Genomic DNA, 15260 nt, shown 5'->3' on the forward strand with positions numbered 1-15260 from the left:
CGAACTACCGCGTTTAGAGGACGAAACGCGTCAGAGGAGGCCGGCTTCGGAGGCCTTGCCGATGGCCTCGACGCGGTTCCGGGCGCCGAGTTTGTGCAGCGCGGACTGCAGATAGGTCTTCACCGTGTTCCGCGCCAGGCCGGTCGATTCCGCGATCTCCGGATTCGTCTGCCCCTGCGCCGCCAGCCGGAGGACCTCGTACTCGCGCCGCGTCAGGCCGCTGCGGGCCAGCGCGTCGGACCGCTGGCCGTCGTCGGGGAAGATGCGCGGATCGACGACGCGCTCACCCTTGAGCACCTGCCGCAGCGCCGCCACGAGATCCGTCCCGGCGACGTCCTTGAGCAGACAGCCGTGGGCCCCGGAGTCCAGCGCGGCCCGCACACCCTGATGATCGCCGTGCGCGGTGAACACCACGATCCGCCCGGCCGGGTGCACGTGCCGGAGTTCGGCGATGACCTCGGGTGCGAGCATGTCCGGCAGGCGCAGATCCAGCAGGATCAGCGCCGGTTTCAGCTCACCAGCCCGCCGGATCGCGGCCCGGCCGGTCTCGGCCGAGCCGACCACGGTCATCGCGGGGTCGTAGCGCAGCAGCAGGCTCACCCCGTCGCGGACCACCGGATGGTCGTCCACGACGAGCACCGTCACCGGCGACGGCACGGTTCCGGCACCCATGCGCGCAGCGTGCACCCGTCGTCCTCGTCGCGGACCAGGCTGACCCGGCCGCCGAGCCGCGCGGCGCGTTCGGCCAGCGCGCGCAGCCCCATCCCGGTGCCCGGCTCGGGCTCTTCGGCCCCGGAGCGGTGCCCGGTCCCGTCGTCGGCGACGACCACCTGCACGCCGTCTTCGCTGGGCAGCAGGCTGACCACGACGGACAGCGCGTCCGCGTGTTTCTCCACGTTGAGCAGGCCTTCCCGCACGGCCGCCACCAGCAGGCCGGTGCGTTCGGCGTCGAGCCGCGGCACCGGGGCGAGCTGGACGAAACGCGCCGGGACGCCGCAGCGGGCCTGGAACGAACGGCAGTGTTCGGCCAGCTCCACCGGCAGCGCGCGTTCCGGGCTCGACTCCGACAACGCCAGCAACGACTCGCGCAGCGCCCTCGACGCGGCCGACACGTCGCCCTCCAGCCGCCGCAGCCGCGATTCGAGCGCCGGGTTGTCGCTGATGTCCTCATGCAGGTTCCGGACCTGCACACCGATGGAGAACAGCAGCGCGCCGACCGAATCGTGCAGCGCGCTCTGCATCCGGAGCCGCTCGGCGGACAGCGCGGTCTCGCGGTCGGACTCGGCGACCGATGCCAGTTTCAGCGCCCGGCCGGCCTCGGTGGCGATGTCTTCGAGGGACTGGACCGCGTCGTCGCCGAAGTCGCGCCGCTCGCGCATGGCGGCGTACGCGATGGCGACCGTCTCCGTCCCGCTGACGATCGGAACCGCGATCATCGCGGCGAGCCCCTCGCCGCGGACCTGCGCGTCGAACTGGTGGGTGATGCTCGGCGAGCTGACGTAGTCGTTGACCCGCACGGGCCTGCCGAGCGCGAGCACCCGCCCGCCGATGCCCTGGCCGATGGGCACGGCGAGATCCTGCAGGGCGTCGGTGCGCGTGCCCGACATCCAGCGGATCACGGCCTGTTCGGGCCCGGTCAGCTCGGCGACGAAGCCGGAATGCGTGCCGATCGACTCGCGGATCAGGCGCGCGGTGCCGTTGAGCGCCGCGACCCGGTCGAGGGTGGCCAGCAGCTCCTCGCGCTCGCGAAGAAGCCCGCCGAGCACCGCGCTGTGCTCGGCGGCGAGGTCTTCAGCGGCGTGCCGTCTCGCCGTCACGCGCTCACGATCGCATATCGGACGTGGTTTCCGACACACCCGTCCGGAGAGGTTCGCCGATGCGTTCTCGCCCGCGGTTGTCTTGAATGGACCCGTGGAGATCCTGGCCGACGCCGCGACACTGGCGCTGTACACGACCGACGCCTCCAACTACCGGCACGTGCCGAAGGGTGTGGTGCTGCCGCGGAGCGTCGACGAGGTGATCGCGGCCGTCGCCGCCTGCCGTGCGGCCGGGTTGCCGGTGATCGCCCGCGGCGGCGGAACCAGCGTCGCGGGCAACTCGTGCGGTCCGGGCGTCGTGATCGACACGTCACGCCACCTCGGTGGCGTCCTCGGCCTCGACCCGGCGGCGCGCACGGCGCGAGTCGCCCCGGGAACCGTCCTCGACGACCTCCAACGGCTCGCCGCGCCGCACGGGCTGCGGTTCGGCCCCGACCCGTCGACGCATTCGCGGTGCACGATCGGCGGGATGATCGGCAACAACGCCTGCGGCTCGCATTCGGTCGCCTGGGGCCGCACGGTCGACGTCGTCCGGGAGCTGGACGTGCTGCTCTACGACGGCACACGGCTGACCGTCGGGCCGACCTCACCGTCCGAAGTGGACGCGCGGGCGGCCGAGCCCGGCACGGAGGGCAGGGTCTTCTCGCAGTTGCGCGCGCTCGTCCACGACAACCTGGCGTTGCTGCGGACCGAGCTGTCCTCGTTCAGCAGGCGGGTGTCCGGCTACGGGCTGGAGCATCTGTTGCCGGAGAACGGTTTCGACGTCGCCAAGGCGCTGGTCGGCAGCGAGGGCACCTGCGTCACCGTGCTGGAGGCGACGGTTTCCCTCGCCGAGGTGCCGCGGCGCAAGGTCCTCGCGGTGCTCGGCTTCGAGTCCGACATCGCCGCGGCCGACGCGGTCCCGGCGATCCTGCCGTGGTCGCCGCTGACCGTCGAAGGTGTCGACGCGGACCTCGTCGCCCTGCTCGAACCCGGTCGCGCCGACGGGCTTCCGCCGGGCGGCGCGTGGCTGTTCGTCGAGATGGCCGATCCGGAGAAGGCGCGCGGGCTGATCGACGGGCTCCGCGGCGCGCTGACCGGATCCGCGCTGCTGGACGACGCGGCCGCGCAGAAGCGGTTGTGGCGGATCCGGGAGGAGGGCGCCGGTCTCGCGACCCGGCTCGCCGGGGGCGAGGAGGCCTGGCCAGGCTGGGAGGACGCGGCCGTCCCGCCGGAGCGCTTGGGCGCCTACCTGCGGGAGTTCAAGCAGCTCATGCGCGCGCACGGGCGCAAGAGCGTCGTCTACGGCCACTACGGCGAGGGCTGCCTTCACCTGCGGCTGGACTTCGATCTGCTGTCACCGCGAGGAATCGCCGGATTCCGGTCGTTTCTGGAGGAGGCGGCGGACCTGGTCGCCGCGCACGGCGGTTCGCTGTCCGGGGAACACGGCGACGGGCAGGCCCGTTCGGAGCTGCTGTCCCGCATGTACAGCCGGGAAATCCTCGCGCTCTTCGCGCGGTTCAAAGGGATCTTCGATCCGGCGGGCATGATGAACCCCGGCATCCTGGTGAACCCCAGGCCGGTCGACGCCGATCTCCGCGTCCGGCGCGCGCCGCTGGACCTCGAAGACGTCACCGCGCTCGCGTACCCGGAGGATCGGGGCGGTTTCGGGCAGGCGATGCGGCGCTGCGTCGGCGTCGGGAAATGTCGCAACACCACCGGAGCGGGCGTGATGTGCCCGAGCTACCGCGCCACACGGGAGGAAAAGCACTCCACACGGGGGCGCGCGCATCTGCTCGCCGAAATGGTGAACGGCGAACTGATCACCGACGGCTGGCGTTCGGAAGAGGTCGCCGAGGCGCTGGATCTCTGTCTGTCGTGCAAGGGCTGCCTGTCCGATTGCCCGGTCGATGTCGACATGGCGACGTACAAGGCGGAGTTCCTGCACCAGCACCACAAGGGACGGATCCGCCCGGCGTCGCACTACTCGATGGGCTGGCTGCCGGTGTGGCTGCGCGCGGCGTCGCTGGCGCCCCGGCTGGCGAACACGATGTCGCGCCGGTTCTCCGGGCTGCTGAAGAAGTTCGGCGGGATCGCGCCGGAACGGGACCTGCCGACGTTCGCGAAGGCGCCGTTCACGCGGCGCCGCGCCGACCTCAAGCGCTGGGCGACCGGTTCCCGGCCCGTGGTGCTGTGGCCGGATTCCTTCAACAACTACCTCACGCCGGACGTCCTCGACGCCGCGGCCGAGGTGCTCACCGCCGCCGGCTACGACGTCGTCCTGCCCGATCGCGGCGTCTGCTGCGGGCTGACGTGGGTGTCCACCGGACAGCTGGATGTGGCGAAGAACGTCTTGCGCCGCACGCTTTCCGTGCTCGAACCGTACCTGCGGTCGGGATATCTGGTGGCCGGGCTGGAGCCGAGCTGCACGGCGCTGTTCCGCGGCGATCTCCCGGCGCTGCTGCCCGGCGACCCGGTCGCGGAGCTGCTCGCCGAACGGACCAGGACCTTCGCCGAACTGGTCGAGGACTCTCCGCTGGAATTCCGGCCCCTGGACGTGGAAGCGCTCAGCCAGGTGCACTGTCACCAGCACGCAGTGCTCGGCTTCGACGCCGACGAGGCCGCGATGCGCGCCGCGGGTGTCCACAATTCCACAATGGACTCCGGCTGTTGTGGACTGGCGGGCAACTTCGGCTTCGAACGCGGGCACTACGACGTTTCGGTCGCCTGCGCCGAAGACCGCATGTTGCCCGCGATCCGCGCCGCGGACGAAGGCACCGAAGTGGTCGCGGACGGCTTCAGCTGCCGGACGCAGATCGAGCAGCTCGACGGGCGGCGGGCCGTGCACCTGGCGGAGCTGCTGCGGCGCGCTCTGCCTTGAGCGCCGCGATGTTCGCCTGCCCGGCGGCGGCACCGGAAGCGTTGCGAGAGCCACTTTCGCAACCTTCAACGTTGCGAAAGTGGCTTTCGCAACGTCGGTGGAGGCCAGGACTCGGCGGTTGGGCCCGGGAACCCGGCGAGCATGTCGCGAGAGCCACTTTCGCAACCTTCAACGTTGCGAAAGTGGCTTTCGCAACGTTGGCGGAGGCCAGGACTTGGCGGTCGGGCCCGGGAACCCGGCGAGCATGTCGCGAGAGCCACTTTCGCAACCTTCAACGTTGCGAAAGTGGCTTTCGCAACGTCGGCGGAGGCCGGGGACTTGGCGGTCGGGCCCGGGAACCCGGCGAGCATGTCGCGAGAGCCACTTTCGCAACCTTCAACGTTGCGAAAGTGGCTTTCGCAACGTCGGCGGAGGCCAGGACTCGGCGGCTGGCCCGGAAACCCGGCGAGCATGCCGCGAAAGCCACTTTCGGGACATCAGACGTCCCGAAAGTGGCTTTCGCGACACCCTTCGGCACCTGGCCGACACCCCTCACCGCTCACGAGACGTGCCCGAGCCGCGCGTCCCGTTCCGCGTACTTCTTCAACGTCAGCAGCTGTTTCCGCATCATGACCAGGTCACCCCAGCCGAGCAGGAACTCCTTGACGCGCCCCCGGAATCCCTGAGAGGTCACGACGATGCGGCACAGCATGCGGCACGACCTCTCGTCGATCGGTTCGACCGAGTAGGTCGCGGCCACCGGGCCGAACAGGTTCTCGGATTTGGCGAAGGTCCGTCCGGTGAGGCTGTGCCCGCGGTCGACCTCGGTCAGCTCGAACACGATCAACGTGTCGCCGGGAGCGAGTTCGTCGGCGCCCGGGGTGAGGGCGTCCGGGCTGCGGCGGCCCAGGTTGTCGAGCAGGTCGTAGCTGTAGGGCGCGACCGAGATCTGGCAGAGCCAGCGGTAGGCGAGCGCGGCGGGCGCGTGCACGGTGACCGCGCGGTCGAAGCGGGCGACAGGGCCGTCGAGCAGGGTGTCCGCCGGCTGCGCGCGGCGGCGTTCTTCCGGGGTCGCGCCCCAGTTCGCGGGTGATCCGAAGGGCATGGCAGCCTCCGTACGGTGCCGTATGTTTTTCCATACGGTAGCGTACGTGGCGTGAAACGGAAGCTCGCACCGGAAGATTGGGCCGACGCGGCGCTCGAAGCGCTGTGCGAGGGCGGGGTCGCCGCGATCGCCGTCGAGCCCATCGCGGCGAAACTCGGGACGACGAAAGGCAGCTTCTACTGGCATTTCGCGAATCGGGGCGCGCTGGTGGACGCGGCCGTACGCCGGTGGGCCGAGCAGGACACCGAGGCGTTGATCACGTTGCTGGACGGGATCTCGGATCCGGAACGAAGGCTGCGCGAACTCTTCACCCTCGTCTTCGGGGGCAAGGACGACGAGCGGGCCGAGCTGGCGCTGCTCGCCCACGCCGACGACCCGATGATCGGGCCGCTGCTCGCCGAGGTCACCGCGCGGCGCGTCGGCTTCATCGTCCGGTGCTTCCGGGAAATGGGCCTCCCGGAGACCGAAGCCCGGCATCGCGGCCTGCTGGCGTACACGGCCTTCATCGGTTTGATCCAGGCGCAACGGGCCGGCGGCGGCACACTCCTGCCCGCTGCGGAGCGGCCGGGTTACCTGGAGTTCCTGCGCGGGATTATCACCGGGTGATAAGGATCTTCGGCTCATCGGGCGGGTGACCGGCCGGACGCTTCCGGCCGCGACGGCCGCCGCTCATCATCATGCTCCATGACAGCCACGTATCCCGCGGCGAAGGACGACCCCGCGACCCCGATGGGCGCGATCTACGCCGAATATCCGCCGATGTCCCGGGTCGTCTTCCCCAGCGGCTGCGAAGGCTGGCTGGTGACCCGGTACGAAGACGTCCGCCTGATCTTCTCGGACACGCGGTTCTCCCGGAACCTGCTCGCGCCGGGCGCGCCGTGCCTCATCGAACCCGGCGACTTCTCCACCGGCGAGCACAGCATCCTCAACATGGACCCGCCGGATCACACACGGTTGCGGAAGCTGACGGCGCAGGCCTTCACCGTCCGCCGGATCGCCGGGCTGCGGCCGCGGATCCAGGAGATCGCGGGCACGCTGCTGCGGGCGATGATCGAGCACGGCCCGCCCGTGGATCTGGTGGAGATGTTCGCCTTCCCGCTCCCCACCGCGGTCATGTGCGAGATCCTCGGTGTCCCTTTCGAAGGCAGGGAACGGTTTCGCCAATGGTCACGCGTGATCGTCACGCCGATGGCGTACAGCCCGGCGGAAGTGGCGCAGGCCCGGCGGGACGGGGCGGACGACATGGCGGCACTCGTCGCCGTCAAGCGGGCGACGCCGGGGGAGGACCTGCTGAGTGTCCTCGTGCACGCGCGTGACGAGGACGGCGATCGGCTCACCGAGGCCGAGCTGATCGATCTGGCCACCCAGCTCCTGCTCGCCGGGCACGAGACCACGGTCAGTCTCATCGCGACCGGGATCGTGTTGCTGGCGGGGAATCCGGATCAGCTCGCCGCGCTGCGTTCGGATCCCGGCCTGACCGAAGGGGCCGTCGAAGAGATCATGCGGTTCGACGGGCCCGCCGACGCCTCGCTGCTCCGGCTCGCGCTGGAGGATGTCGAGCTGAGCGCGGGTGTGGTCCGGCGCGGTGAGGCGGTGCTGGCGCACACCGGCGCGGCGAACCGCGACGAAGCCGCCTTCCCCGGCGCTTCGCGGTTCGACATCCGGCGCCGGAACGCGCCGCAGCTCGGTTTCGGGCACGGCCTCCACTTCTGCCTCGGCGCGGCGCTCGCCCGGCTGGAAGGGGAGATCGCGTTCCGGACCCTGCTCGACGGGCTCCCCGGCCTCGATCTCGCCGTTCCCGCTTCGGCCATCGCCTGGCGTCCGCCGCTCTCGATCCGCGGTCCGGAAGCCGTGCCGGTGACGTGGGCTACCACCAAGCGCGGCTGAGGCTCTCCAGCGTCGGTTCCTCCGGTGCCGGAAGAACCTTGAAGTACCAGGTGAAGTCGCTGTAGACGTGCAAAAGCGCGTAGGCCAGGCAACGACGGGACAATCCTTCGTCCGGCTCGAGCCCGTATCCGGCCAGCAACCGTCGCAGGAAGTCCTTGTCCCCGCCCGAAACGAACAGGCCGACGGCGACGAAGTCGTACTCGGCCGCACCCCGCATCGCCGGTTCGAAATCGAAGAGCCCGGTCAGTTCCGGGCGTCCGCCGTCGTGGACGACCATGAGGTGGTCGCGCATGAATTCGGTGTGCAGCGGGACGGCAGGCGGGCTGCCCAGGTCGACGGAGTCGAGGAACGCGGGGATCTGCGCGATCCAGCTTTCGTCGAGCCCGGTCCGCCGGTGGTGCTCGACGACCTTCGCGCGCTGCTCGGCGACGAACGTGGCCCAGTCCGGCGGGCCGAGGACGTCGAGGCGGGGGTCGCGCAGCGAATGCAGCGCGGCCAGCGCCTCGCCGAGTTCGGGGGCGAGCCGGTATTTGTCCTCTGTGGACAGTTTCGGCCAAGCGTCCTTCAGCGTTTCGCCGCGCAGGCGCTCCATGAGCACGTAGCCCCAGCCGTCCCGCTCGCCGGCGTCGTGCACGGCGGGGGTCGGGATCGGCAGTTTCCCGTGCAGGACTTCGAGCATCGTCCGCTCGGTCGGGAGTTCGTCGAGATGCACCGGCGGGAACAGCTTGAGCACCAGGTCTTCGCCGACGGCGTACACCGGCAGCGAGCCATCGGTGAACGGGACGGCTTCGCCGAAGCCGAGCGACATCACGGCAGGGAGCAGGTCTTGCCTGGTCAGCGCGTCGAACTCGGCTTCGGTGCCGGCGGGCGGGAACGGGATCACCGCACGACCGTAGAGCAGCGCGTCCAGGGGCGGCGACGGAATTACCCGCTGCGCTCCAGCAGCGTCCGCGCCGCACCGAGCACCAGACGGCAGACGTCGCCGGGATCCGCGCTGGCCAGCGGTTCCTTGCCGGTGATGTCGCGGACCAGGCCGATCCCGAGCAGCCACGCGAGGACGAGGTCGGCCCGCAGTTCCGCGTCTTCGGCGTCGGTCAGCGTGGCGAGCACCTTCGCGTACTCCTCGCCGAGCTGCCGCCGGACCGCGGCGGCGGCGCTGTCGTGCCCCGTCGAGCGCAGGTACGCGTCGAGGGTGCGGTCGCGGCCGGCGTCGGACTCCAGCATGCTGCGCAACGCCGTCCCGAGCAGTTCGTCCGGTGGGGTGGTCGCGATCTGCTCGCGTCCGCCGCGCGCCAGGACCTCCTCGAACAGCGCGTCCTTCGACCCGAAGTAGCGGAACAGCAAGGCCTGATTGGCTCCGGCGAGTTTCGCGATGTCGCGCACGGTCGTCCGGTCGAAACCGCGTTCGGCGAAGAGCGCCGCCGCCGCGTCGAGCAGGGCCGCCCTGGTCGCGGCCGCGTCGCGCCTGCGGACCTGCGGTTCTTCCGTCATCGCCAAAGGCTAGCCGGACGTCGCACGGTAGGCGCATTGACGCTCACCGTGATCATGGTTAGCGTTGTAAGCAGTTGCTTACAAACCGCCGAGCCGGGGGGTTTCCGGACAAATGACCACCACTGACACCGAATTCGTCGCCTATCCCTTCAACGAGGACGCCGGTCTCGAGCTCAACGAGGCGTACGCGGCGGCCCGCGCCACCAAGGGCATGCTGCGGGTCCGTCTCCCGCACGGTGAGCCGGCGTGGCTCGCCACCAGGTACGCCGACGCGCGTTTGGTACTGGGCGACCGGCGCTTCTCCCGTGCGATGGCGGCGGACCGGGACGAGCCACGGATGGCGCCGGGCAGGCGGCCGGGCGGGATCCTGAGCATGGACCCGCCGGATCACACCCGGTTGCGCACGCTGGTCGCGAAGGCGTTCACCATGCGCCGGGTCGAACTGCTGCGCCCGCGCGTCGCCGAGCTGGCGGCGGGCCTGATCCAGGACATGAAGGCCAAGGGACAGCCCGCCGACCTGGTCGAGGACTACGCGCTGCCGATCCCGGTCGCGGTGATCTGCGAGCTGCTCGGTGTCCCGGTCGAGGACCGGCCGAAGTTCCGCGTGTGGAGTGACGCCGCGCTGTCGACCAGCCCGCTGACCACCGAAGAGATGATGGCCAACCAGGACGAGCTGCGGGCGTACATGCACGTGCTCGTCGAGCAGCATCGCGCCGAGCCTCAGGACGACCTGATGACCGCGCTGATCGAGGCACGCGACGTGCGCGACAGGCTCAGCGAGCTGGAACTGGTCGACATGTGCATCGGCATCCTGATCGCCGGGCACGAGACCACCGCCAGCCAGATCCCCAACTTCGTCTACGCCCTGCTCGAACAGCCGGACCAGCTCGCCCGTCTCCGCGCGGACCTGGACCTGATCCCGGCGGCGGTCGAGGAACTGCTGCGGTTCATCCCGCTGGGTGCCGGAGCCGGGTTCGCCCGGTACGCCACCGAAGACGTCCAGGTGGGTGACGTGCTCGTGAAGGAGGGCGAGCCGGTGATGGTCGCGATCGGCGCCGCGAACCGGGACGCGCTCCAGTTCACCGCCGCGGAAACCCTCGAATTCGGCCGGGAGTCCAATCCTCACCTCGGTTTCGGGCACGGCGTGCACCACTGTCTCGGCGCCCCGCTGGCGAGGCTGGAACTGCAGGAGGCGTTGCGGGCGTTGCTGCGCGATCTCCCCGGGCTGCGCCTCGACGGCGATATCGTGTGGAAGACGCAGATGCTGGTGCGGGGGCCCCGTTCCATGCCGATCGGATGGTGAGCATGAGCTGGAAAGTCGACGTCGATGGCGACACGTGCATCGGCTCGGGGATGTGCGCCGCGCTGAAGCCGGAGGTCTTCGCGCTCGACGGTGCCACCGCGACGGTGGTTACCGGCGAGGTGGAGCCGGACGAGACGGTGCTCGACGCGGCGGATTCGTGCCCCGCGATGGCCATCGAGGTGACGGAGAAGGGCGAGGTGATCGGGCCGCGGCCCTGATGACCGCTCTTTGATACGTGGCGGTCGCCGGTGGACAGGCGTAGGACGGCAGGGTGAGCGACGACGGTTTGACCCTCCGCACTCTGACCACCGACGACCTGCCCGCGTTCGCCGCGATGCTCGCGCGGGCGTTCCTCACCGACGACACGGAAGGCGTGCGGTTCCGTGAAGCGCTGGTGTTCGAACCCGAGCGTTCCCACGGCGTCTTCGACGGCGACGAACTCATCGGAACGGGTGAACTGCTCACCCGCCGGATCACCGTGCCCGGCGCCGGGCAGACCCCGGTCGCGGCGGTGACCTCGATCGGGGTGGCGCCCGGACATCGCAGGCGCGGCGCGCTCACGCGTGTCATGCGCGCGCAGCTGCACGGCCTCCACGAGGACGGCGGCGAGCCGATCGCCGCGCTGTGGGCCTCCGAAGCGACCATCTACCCCCGCTTCGGCTACGGGCTCGCGGCGCAGTTCTACCGCGCGAAGGTGCACGCGAAATCCGCCTTCCGGCCCGGCGTCGAGCTCGGACCCGAGCGGGTTCGGGAAGCCGGGCGCGCGGAGGCGATCCCGCTGATCAAAGCGATCTACGAGAAGGAGGCGCCGCTTCGGGTCGGCGCGCTCGACCGGCCCGCGTCGGCGTGGGAGTTTAACCTCGACGACCGGGAGGTCCGGCACAAGGGCATGTCGGGGATGAAGTTCGCCGTCCTGCCGGACGGTTACGCGATCTACCGGGTGAAGAGCGACTGGGACGAGGAAGGCCCGCGCGGGACGCTGGCCCTGCAGGAACTCGTCGCGACCACCCCGCGGGCGTACGCGAGCTTGTACCGCTTCCTGCTCGACTACGACCTGATCGGCACGATAGAGCTGAACGCGGCGCTCGACGAACCGCTCATCCACCTGCTCGCCGACCCCCGCAGGATGACCAGGTCGGCCGGTGACTCCCTCTGGTTCCGCCTCGTCGACGTCGACCGCGGGCTTGTCACCCGGCGCTATGGCGCTCCGGTGGACCTGGTGTTCGGCGTCCGCGACGCCTTCTGTCCCTGGAACACGGGGAACTGGCGGCTCGTCGCCGACGACGGCGGGAACGCCGAGGTGACGCGCGTGGCGGACGCGCCGGATCTCGAACTGGACGTCGCCGACCTCGGCGCGATCTTCCTGGGCGGCACCAGGCCGAGCACCCTCGCCGCGGCGGGCCGCGTCGAAGAACGCACCGCGGGCGCGGTTTCGCGGGCGACCGCGGCGTTCGCCACCGACCGCGAGCCGTCCTGTCTCGAATCCTTCTAGCCCGGTATTACCTGCCGGGTAATCGACTTCGCGTGGTCGCCCTTGCCAAGGTGATCAGGTGCGAAGAATCAAGAGACTCGTTGGTGTGGCGGCGGTTCTGCTCGGTGCGACGATGATGGGAAGCGGGACGGCGGTGGCTGGGACGACCGAAGGCTGCGCACTTCCGAAGCAGCTCGGAGACTTGGTCGAAGGCGCGGTGTCGCCTTCCGCCTGCGCCTTCATCACGAAGCAGACCGATTTCGGGGCCATGCGCTCGGACACACCCGAAGAACGGGAAGCCCGCGTCCGGTCGTACGGCGGCATTTTCGCCGCGGACGGGACGCTCGCGGAATCGGGCAGCGCCGCGCCGATCCAAGGCAGGGCGAACATCGAGAACAATCTGCGCACCTTGCTGGGCGCGTTCCCGACGTTCCGGTTCACGCCGGTGAGGATCTCGGTGAACGGCGATACCGTCTTCTACGAGGCGGCCAACGAAGCGGTGATCCACGGGAGGACGGTGCGGTACCCGGCCGTCTACCGGGTGGTGCTCGAGAACGGCGAGGTCACCCAGGGCCGCCGCTACCACGACCGGACGGAATGGTTCCGGCCCCTGGAAAACGACGGCCTGCGCGAACTGTTCGCCGGTATCGGCGACGGCTGCCCTCGGCCGGGTCCGGCCTTCACCGGCCCGGGGCTGATCGCGCCGGTGACGGACCCGGTGTGCCATCTCGCTTACCTCGGCAGGCTTTCGGGCGCGATGACCGACGTCCGGCTGGCCCCCGATCAGGCCGCGGCGGAGTTCCGGGAGTATCGCGGGACCGTGCGGGCGAAAGGGCGGACGATCGACTTCGGGATGGTCGTGGGCACCGGCTCCGGCGTGCTCCGCTACTACTTCGACACGCTCCCGCTGAGCTACGACGACACCGAAATGGCCGCGCTGTTCACCAAGCTGATCACGGGCGCAGCACCCCCTGCTCGGTGACGACCGCGGTGACCAGCTCGAACGGCGTCACGTCGAAGGCCGGGTTGAACACCTCCGCGCCTTCGGGAGCGACCTTCGTGCCACCGAAAGCCAGGACCTCGCCGGGATCGCGCTCCTCGATCACGATACCGGCGCCGTCCGGCATCTCACTGTCCACAGTGGATGATGGGGCGACGACCACGAACGGGACTCCGTGGTGTTTCGCCGCGATCGCCAGGCCGTAGGTGCCGATCTTGTTGGCGACGTCGCCGTTGGCGGCGATGCGGTCGGCGCCGACGAGCACGCAGTCGACCAGGCCGCGGCTCATCGCGGCGGCGGCCGCTCCGTCGGGCTGGATCCGGTACGGGACACCGGCTTCGGCCAGTTCCCACGCGGTCAGGCGGGCGCCCTGCAACAGCGGCCTGGTCTCGTCGACCAGCACGGACTCGACCAGGCCGCGCGCCTGAAGGTGCCAGACGACACCGAGCGCGCTGCCCCAGGCGACCGTGGCGAGGTGGCCCGCGTTGCAGTGACTGAGCAGCCGCAACGGCCGCCGCGCACAGTGTTCGAGCACGACTCCGGCCGCCAGACGGGAGGCCTCGTGGTTGATGCGCTCGTCCTCGTCCAGGATCGCCAGCGCCTCGGCGAGGACGGCTTCCGGCCCCTCCGGGAGCTTCGCGAGCGCGCGGGAGACACCCCAGCTCAGGTTGACCGCCGTCGGCCGGGCCTGGGCGACGCGGTGCGCTTCGGCCTCGACGTCGCCTCCCGCGCGGGCCGCGAGCACGACGCCGAGCGCGCCCGCCGCGCCGAGCGCCGGGGCCCCGCGCACGGCCAGCCGCTGGATGGCGTCGACGAGTTCGCCGACCGTGCGCAGTTCGAGCACGCGATACTCGGCGGGAAGGACGGTCTGGTCGATGATGGTGACCGCGTCACCGGTCCAGTCGATCGTCCTGCGCATGGCTCCCCCGTGAAATCCGGTTGTCCCGTCACGGCCGCCTCGGTGAGGATGCGGCCCGTGACCATTCAACGCCACCATCCGCCCGGTCTGCACCCCACGCCCACCTACCACCACGTGACCATCGTCGAAGGCCGTCGGGACGTCCACCTCGCCGGCCAGTGCCCGCTCGCCGAAGACGGCAAGGTCGTCGAAGGCGACGTGCTCGCCCAGGTCGACCAGGTCGTCGCGAACACCGCCGCCGCGCTCGCCTTCGCCAAGGCGACTCCGGCCGACGTGGTGCGCACGGTGATCTACGTGGTGACCCCGGACGCCGACGTGCTCTCGGCCGTGTGGGACCGGTTCGTGGAGTCGGAGATCGGGGAGGCCTTCACCACGGCGAGCACCCTGCTCGGCGTCGCGCAGCTCGGATATCCCGGGCAGCTCGTCGAACTCGACGTCACCGCCGCCACGGCCTGACCGCGCTCGGCTGCCTCCGCCGGATTCCGTAGCCAGGCCGAAGGCGTATCTCGCGTGATCAGACACCGAACTCACGTGATCGCCGTCTGATCACGCGAGTTCGCATATCGGCCCGGCTCCGGCTCGGTCGTCAGAGACCTGCCATCAGATCTGTCTCGGTGATGCCCGGCCCCTGCCCGGCGCGGATGAACCACTCGACGCCGAACGCCTGCGCGAAAGCCTCGTCGGGCATCGCGAGGAAGAAGGAATCCTCACTGATCTGGCTGGCGTGCGCGCGCATCGCGGCACGTTTGGCCGGCAGGTACGCGGTGACGTCGACCCTCGCCGTCAGGATCGCTTCCGGCTTGCCGAACTCGGAACCGTCTTCGAAATCGGGAAGATCCTCCGCCTTCAGCTGCCCCGTCCGCACCGCCTCCTCCATACCGCGGCGCATCTCGTCACTGTTGCTCGTCGCCTCGTAGACCCGCGGCGTGCCCGCCAGCTCGGCCGCGCGCATCCCGACGCGATGCACCTGGATGTGATCCGGATGGCCGTAGCCGCCGTTGTCGTCGTAGACGGTCAGGACGTCGGCCTGCTCCTCGCGCAGGATCGCGGCCAGGCGCTGCGCGGCCTCCTCGACGTCGGCCTGCCAGAACGTGCCGGGTTCGTCGTTGCGCGGCTCGCCCATCATGCCGGAATCGGTGTACCCCAGGAACTCCACCCGCTTGGCCCCCAGGACCTCGGCGGAGGCGTGCGTCTCCTGCACACGGCGCTGCCACAGCTCCTCTCCGTCGTCGAGGAAACCGTCCGGCACCTCGCCGACCTCCCCCCTGGTCGCGACGACGAGCACGACACGGTGACCTTCCTCGAAGGCCTTGCGCATGACACCGCCCGCGACGATGCACTCGTCGTCGGGGTGGGCGTGAAAACTCACCAATGTGGCCATGCTGGGGAAACTACCGGGAGGCACCGACATATTCCGGGCTTCGCCCA

Annotated in this window: 15 protein-coding genes; 8 read left to right on the top strand and 7 right to left on the bottom strand. The window is 70.2% G+C overall.

The features are described from left to right. Positions 1 to 30: 30 nt before the first annotated feature. Together ACOCEP_RS19690 and ACOCEP_RS19695 are read right to left on the bottom strand one after the other, a co-directional pair. A complete protein-coding gene (locus ACOCEP_RS19690; protein ID WP_482339109.1) occupies positions 31 to 672 on the bottom strand; it encodes a response regulator in 642 nt (213 codons plus the stop codon). Then, positions 642 to 1817, bottom strand: a complete 1176-nt coding sequence (locus tag ACOCEP_RS19695) for a GAF domain-containing sensor histidine kinase (protein ID WP_482339110.1) — start codon at positions 1815 to 1817, stop codon at positions 642 to 644. The genes ACOCEP_RS19690 and ACOCEP_RS19695 overlap by 31 nt, the downstream gene beginning before the upstream one ends. Positions 1818 to 1911: 94 nt before the next feature. On the opposite strand from ACOCEP_RS19695, the gene ACOCEP_RS19700 reads away from it, so the two are divergent. After that, positions 1912 to 4677, top strand: a complete 2766-nt coding sequence (locus ACOCEP_RS19700) for an FAD-binding and (Fe-S)-binding domain-containing protein (protein WP_482339112.1) — start codon at positions 1912 to 1914, stop codon at positions 4675 to 4677. A gap of 538 nt (positions 4678 to 5215) precedes the next feature. Here ACOCEP_RS19700 and ACOCEP_RS19705 read toward each other — a convergent pair. Next, the gene (locus ACOCEP_RS19705) at positions 5216 to 5761 is read right to left on the bottom strand and encodes an SRPBCC family protein (protein WP_482339114.1); all 546 of its coding nucleotides are present in this window, start codon (positions 5759 to 5761) and stop codon (positions 5216 to 5218) included. A 51-nt stretch (positions 5762 to 5812) separates the two neighbouring features. Between ACOCEP_RS19705 and ACOCEP_RS19710 the strand changes: the two genes are divergently transcribed. Both ACOCEP_RS19710 and ACOCEP_RS19715 read left to right on the top strand, forming a co-directional pair. Further along, positions 5813 to 6367 (top strand): TetR/AcrR family transcriptional regulator, encoded by a 555-nt coding sequence (locus tag ACOCEP_RS19710; protein ID WP_482339115.1) that lies wholly within the window; start codon positions 5813 to 5815, stop codon positions 6365 to 6367. A 78-nt stretch (positions 6368 to 6445) separates the two neighbouring features. Continuing rightward, positions 6446 to 7648, top strand: a complete 1203-nt coding sequence (locus tag ACOCEP_RS19715; RefSeq protein WP_482339117.1) for a cytochrome P450 — start codon at positions 6446 to 6448, stop codon at positions 7646 to 7648. On the opposite strand, the gene ACOCEP_RS19720 is transcribed toward ACOCEP_RS19715, so the two are convergent. Together ACOCEP_RS19720 and ACOCEP_RS19725 are read right to left on the bottom strand one after the other, a co-directional pair. Next, a complete protein-coding gene (locus ACOCEP_RS19720) occupies positions 7629 to 8531 on the bottom strand; it encodes a phosphotransferase (RefSeq protein WP_482339118.1) in 903 nt (300 codons plus the stop codon). The genes ACOCEP_RS19715 and ACOCEP_RS19720 overlap by 20 nt on opposite strands. 41 nt (positions 8532 to 8572) lie before the next feature. Then, positions 8573 to 9139, bottom strand: a complete 567-nt coding sequence (locus ACOCEP_RS19725; RefSeq protein ID WP_482339119.1) for a TetR/AcrR family transcriptional regulator — start codon at positions 9137 to 9139, stop codon at positions 8573 to 8575. Positions 9140 to 9251: 112 nt separating this feature from the next. Here ACOCEP_RS19725 and ACOCEP_RS19730 point away from each other — a divergent pair, with 112 nt between their 5' ends. From ACOCEP_RS19730 to ACOCEP_RS19745, 4 genes are all read left to right on the top strand, one after another. After that, entirely contained in the window at positions 9252 to 10442 is a 1191-nt protein-coding gene (locus tag ACOCEP_RS19730) for a cytochrome P450 (protein ID WP_482339120.1), read from the top strand. Positions 10443 to 10444: 2 nt separating this feature from the next. Beyond that, a complete protein-coding gene (locus ACOCEP_RS19735) occupies positions 10445 to 10660 on the top strand; it encodes a ferredoxin (protein ID WP_219145373.1) in 216 nt (71 codons plus the stop codon). Between the two features lie 53 nt (positions 10661 to 10713). After that, entirely contained in the window at positions 10714 to 11934 is a 1221-nt protein-coding gene (locus tag ACOCEP_RS19740; protein WP_482339122.1) for a GNAT family N-acetyltransferase, read from the top strand. A gap of 85 nt (positions 11935 to 12019) precedes the next feature. Then, complete coding sequence (locus ACOCEP_RS19745) at positions 12020 to 12895, top strand: nuclear transport factor 2 family protein (RefSeq protein ID WP_482339124.1); 876 nt, start codon at positions 12020 to 12022, stop codon at positions 12893 to 12895. Here ACOCEP_RS19745 and mtnA read toward each other — a convergent pair. Continuing rightward, on the bottom strand, positions 12867 to 13832 hold the full coding sequence (gene mtnA, locus ACOCEP_RS19750; RefSeq protein WP_482339126.1) for an S-methyl-5-thioribose-1-phosphate isomerase: 966 nt from the start codon (positions 13830 to 13832) through the stop codon (positions 12867 to 12869). The genes ACOCEP_RS19745 and mtnA overlap by 29 nt on opposite strands. A gap of 48 nt (positions 13833 to 13880) precedes the next feature. On the opposite strand from mtnA, the gene ACOCEP_RS19755 reads away from it, so the two are divergent. Next, positions 13881 to 14288 (top strand): RidA family protein, encoded by a 408-nt coding sequence (locus tag ACOCEP_RS19755; protein ID WP_482339766.1) that lies wholly within the window; start codon positions 13881 to 13883, stop codon positions 14286 to 14288. 130 nt (positions 14289 to 14418) lie between these two features. Here ACOCEP_RS19755 and ACOCEP_RS19760 read toward each other — a convergent pair whose 3' ends face one another. Next, positions 14419 to 15213 carry a PIG-L family deacetylase gene (locus tag ACOCEP_RS19760; RefSeq protein WP_482339128.1) on the bottom strand — a complete coding sequence of 265 codons (795 nt, stop codon included), beginning with the start codon at positions 15211 to 15213 and terminating at the stop codon, positions 14419 to 14421. Between the last annotated feature and the right edge of the window lie 47 nt (positions 15214 to 15260).

Source organism: Amycolatopsis sp. CA-211722 (genome assembly GCF_056828465.1).

Excerpts from the sequence above, each read along its gene's own strand:
- ACOCEP_RS19690 (WP_482339109.1), bottom strand. The coding sequence starts at position 672 with ATGGGTGCCGGAACCGTGCCGTCGCCGGTGACGGTGCTCGTCGTGGAC.
- ACOCEP_RS19705 (WP_482339114.1), bottom strand. The coding sequence starts at position 5,761 with ATGCCCTTCGGATCACCCGCGAACTGGGGCGCGACCCCGGAAGAACGC.
- ACOCEP_RS19715 (WP_482339117.1), top strand. The coding sequence starts at position 6,446 with ATGACAGCCACGTATCCCGCGGCGAAGGACGACCCCGCGACCCCGATG.
- ACOCEP_RS19725 (WP_482339119.1), bottom strand. The coding sequence starts at position 9,139 with ATGACGGAAGAACCGCAGGTCCGCAGGCGCGACGCGGCCGCGACCAGG.
- ACOCEP_RS19730 (WP_482339120.1), top strand. The coding sequence starts at position 9,252 with ATGACCACCACTGACACCGAATTCGTCGCCTATCCCTTCAACGAGGAC.
- ACOCEP_RS19735 (WP_219145373.1), top strand. The coding sequence starts at position 10,445 with ATGAGCTGGAAAGTCGACGTCGATGGCGACACGTGCATCGGCTCGGGG.
- mtnA (WP_482339126.1), bottom strand. The coding sequence starts at position 13,832 with ATGCGCAGGACGATCGACTGGACCGGTGACGCGGTCACCATCATCGAC.
- ACOCEP_RS19755 (WP_482339766.1), top strand. The coding sequence starts at position 13,881 with ATGCGGCCCGTGACCATTCAACGCCACCATCCGCCCGGTCTGCACCCC.
- ACOCEP_RS19760 (WP_482339128.1), bottom strand. The coding sequence starts at position 15,213 with ATGGCCACATTGGTGAGTTTTCACGCCCACCCCGACGACGAGTGCATC.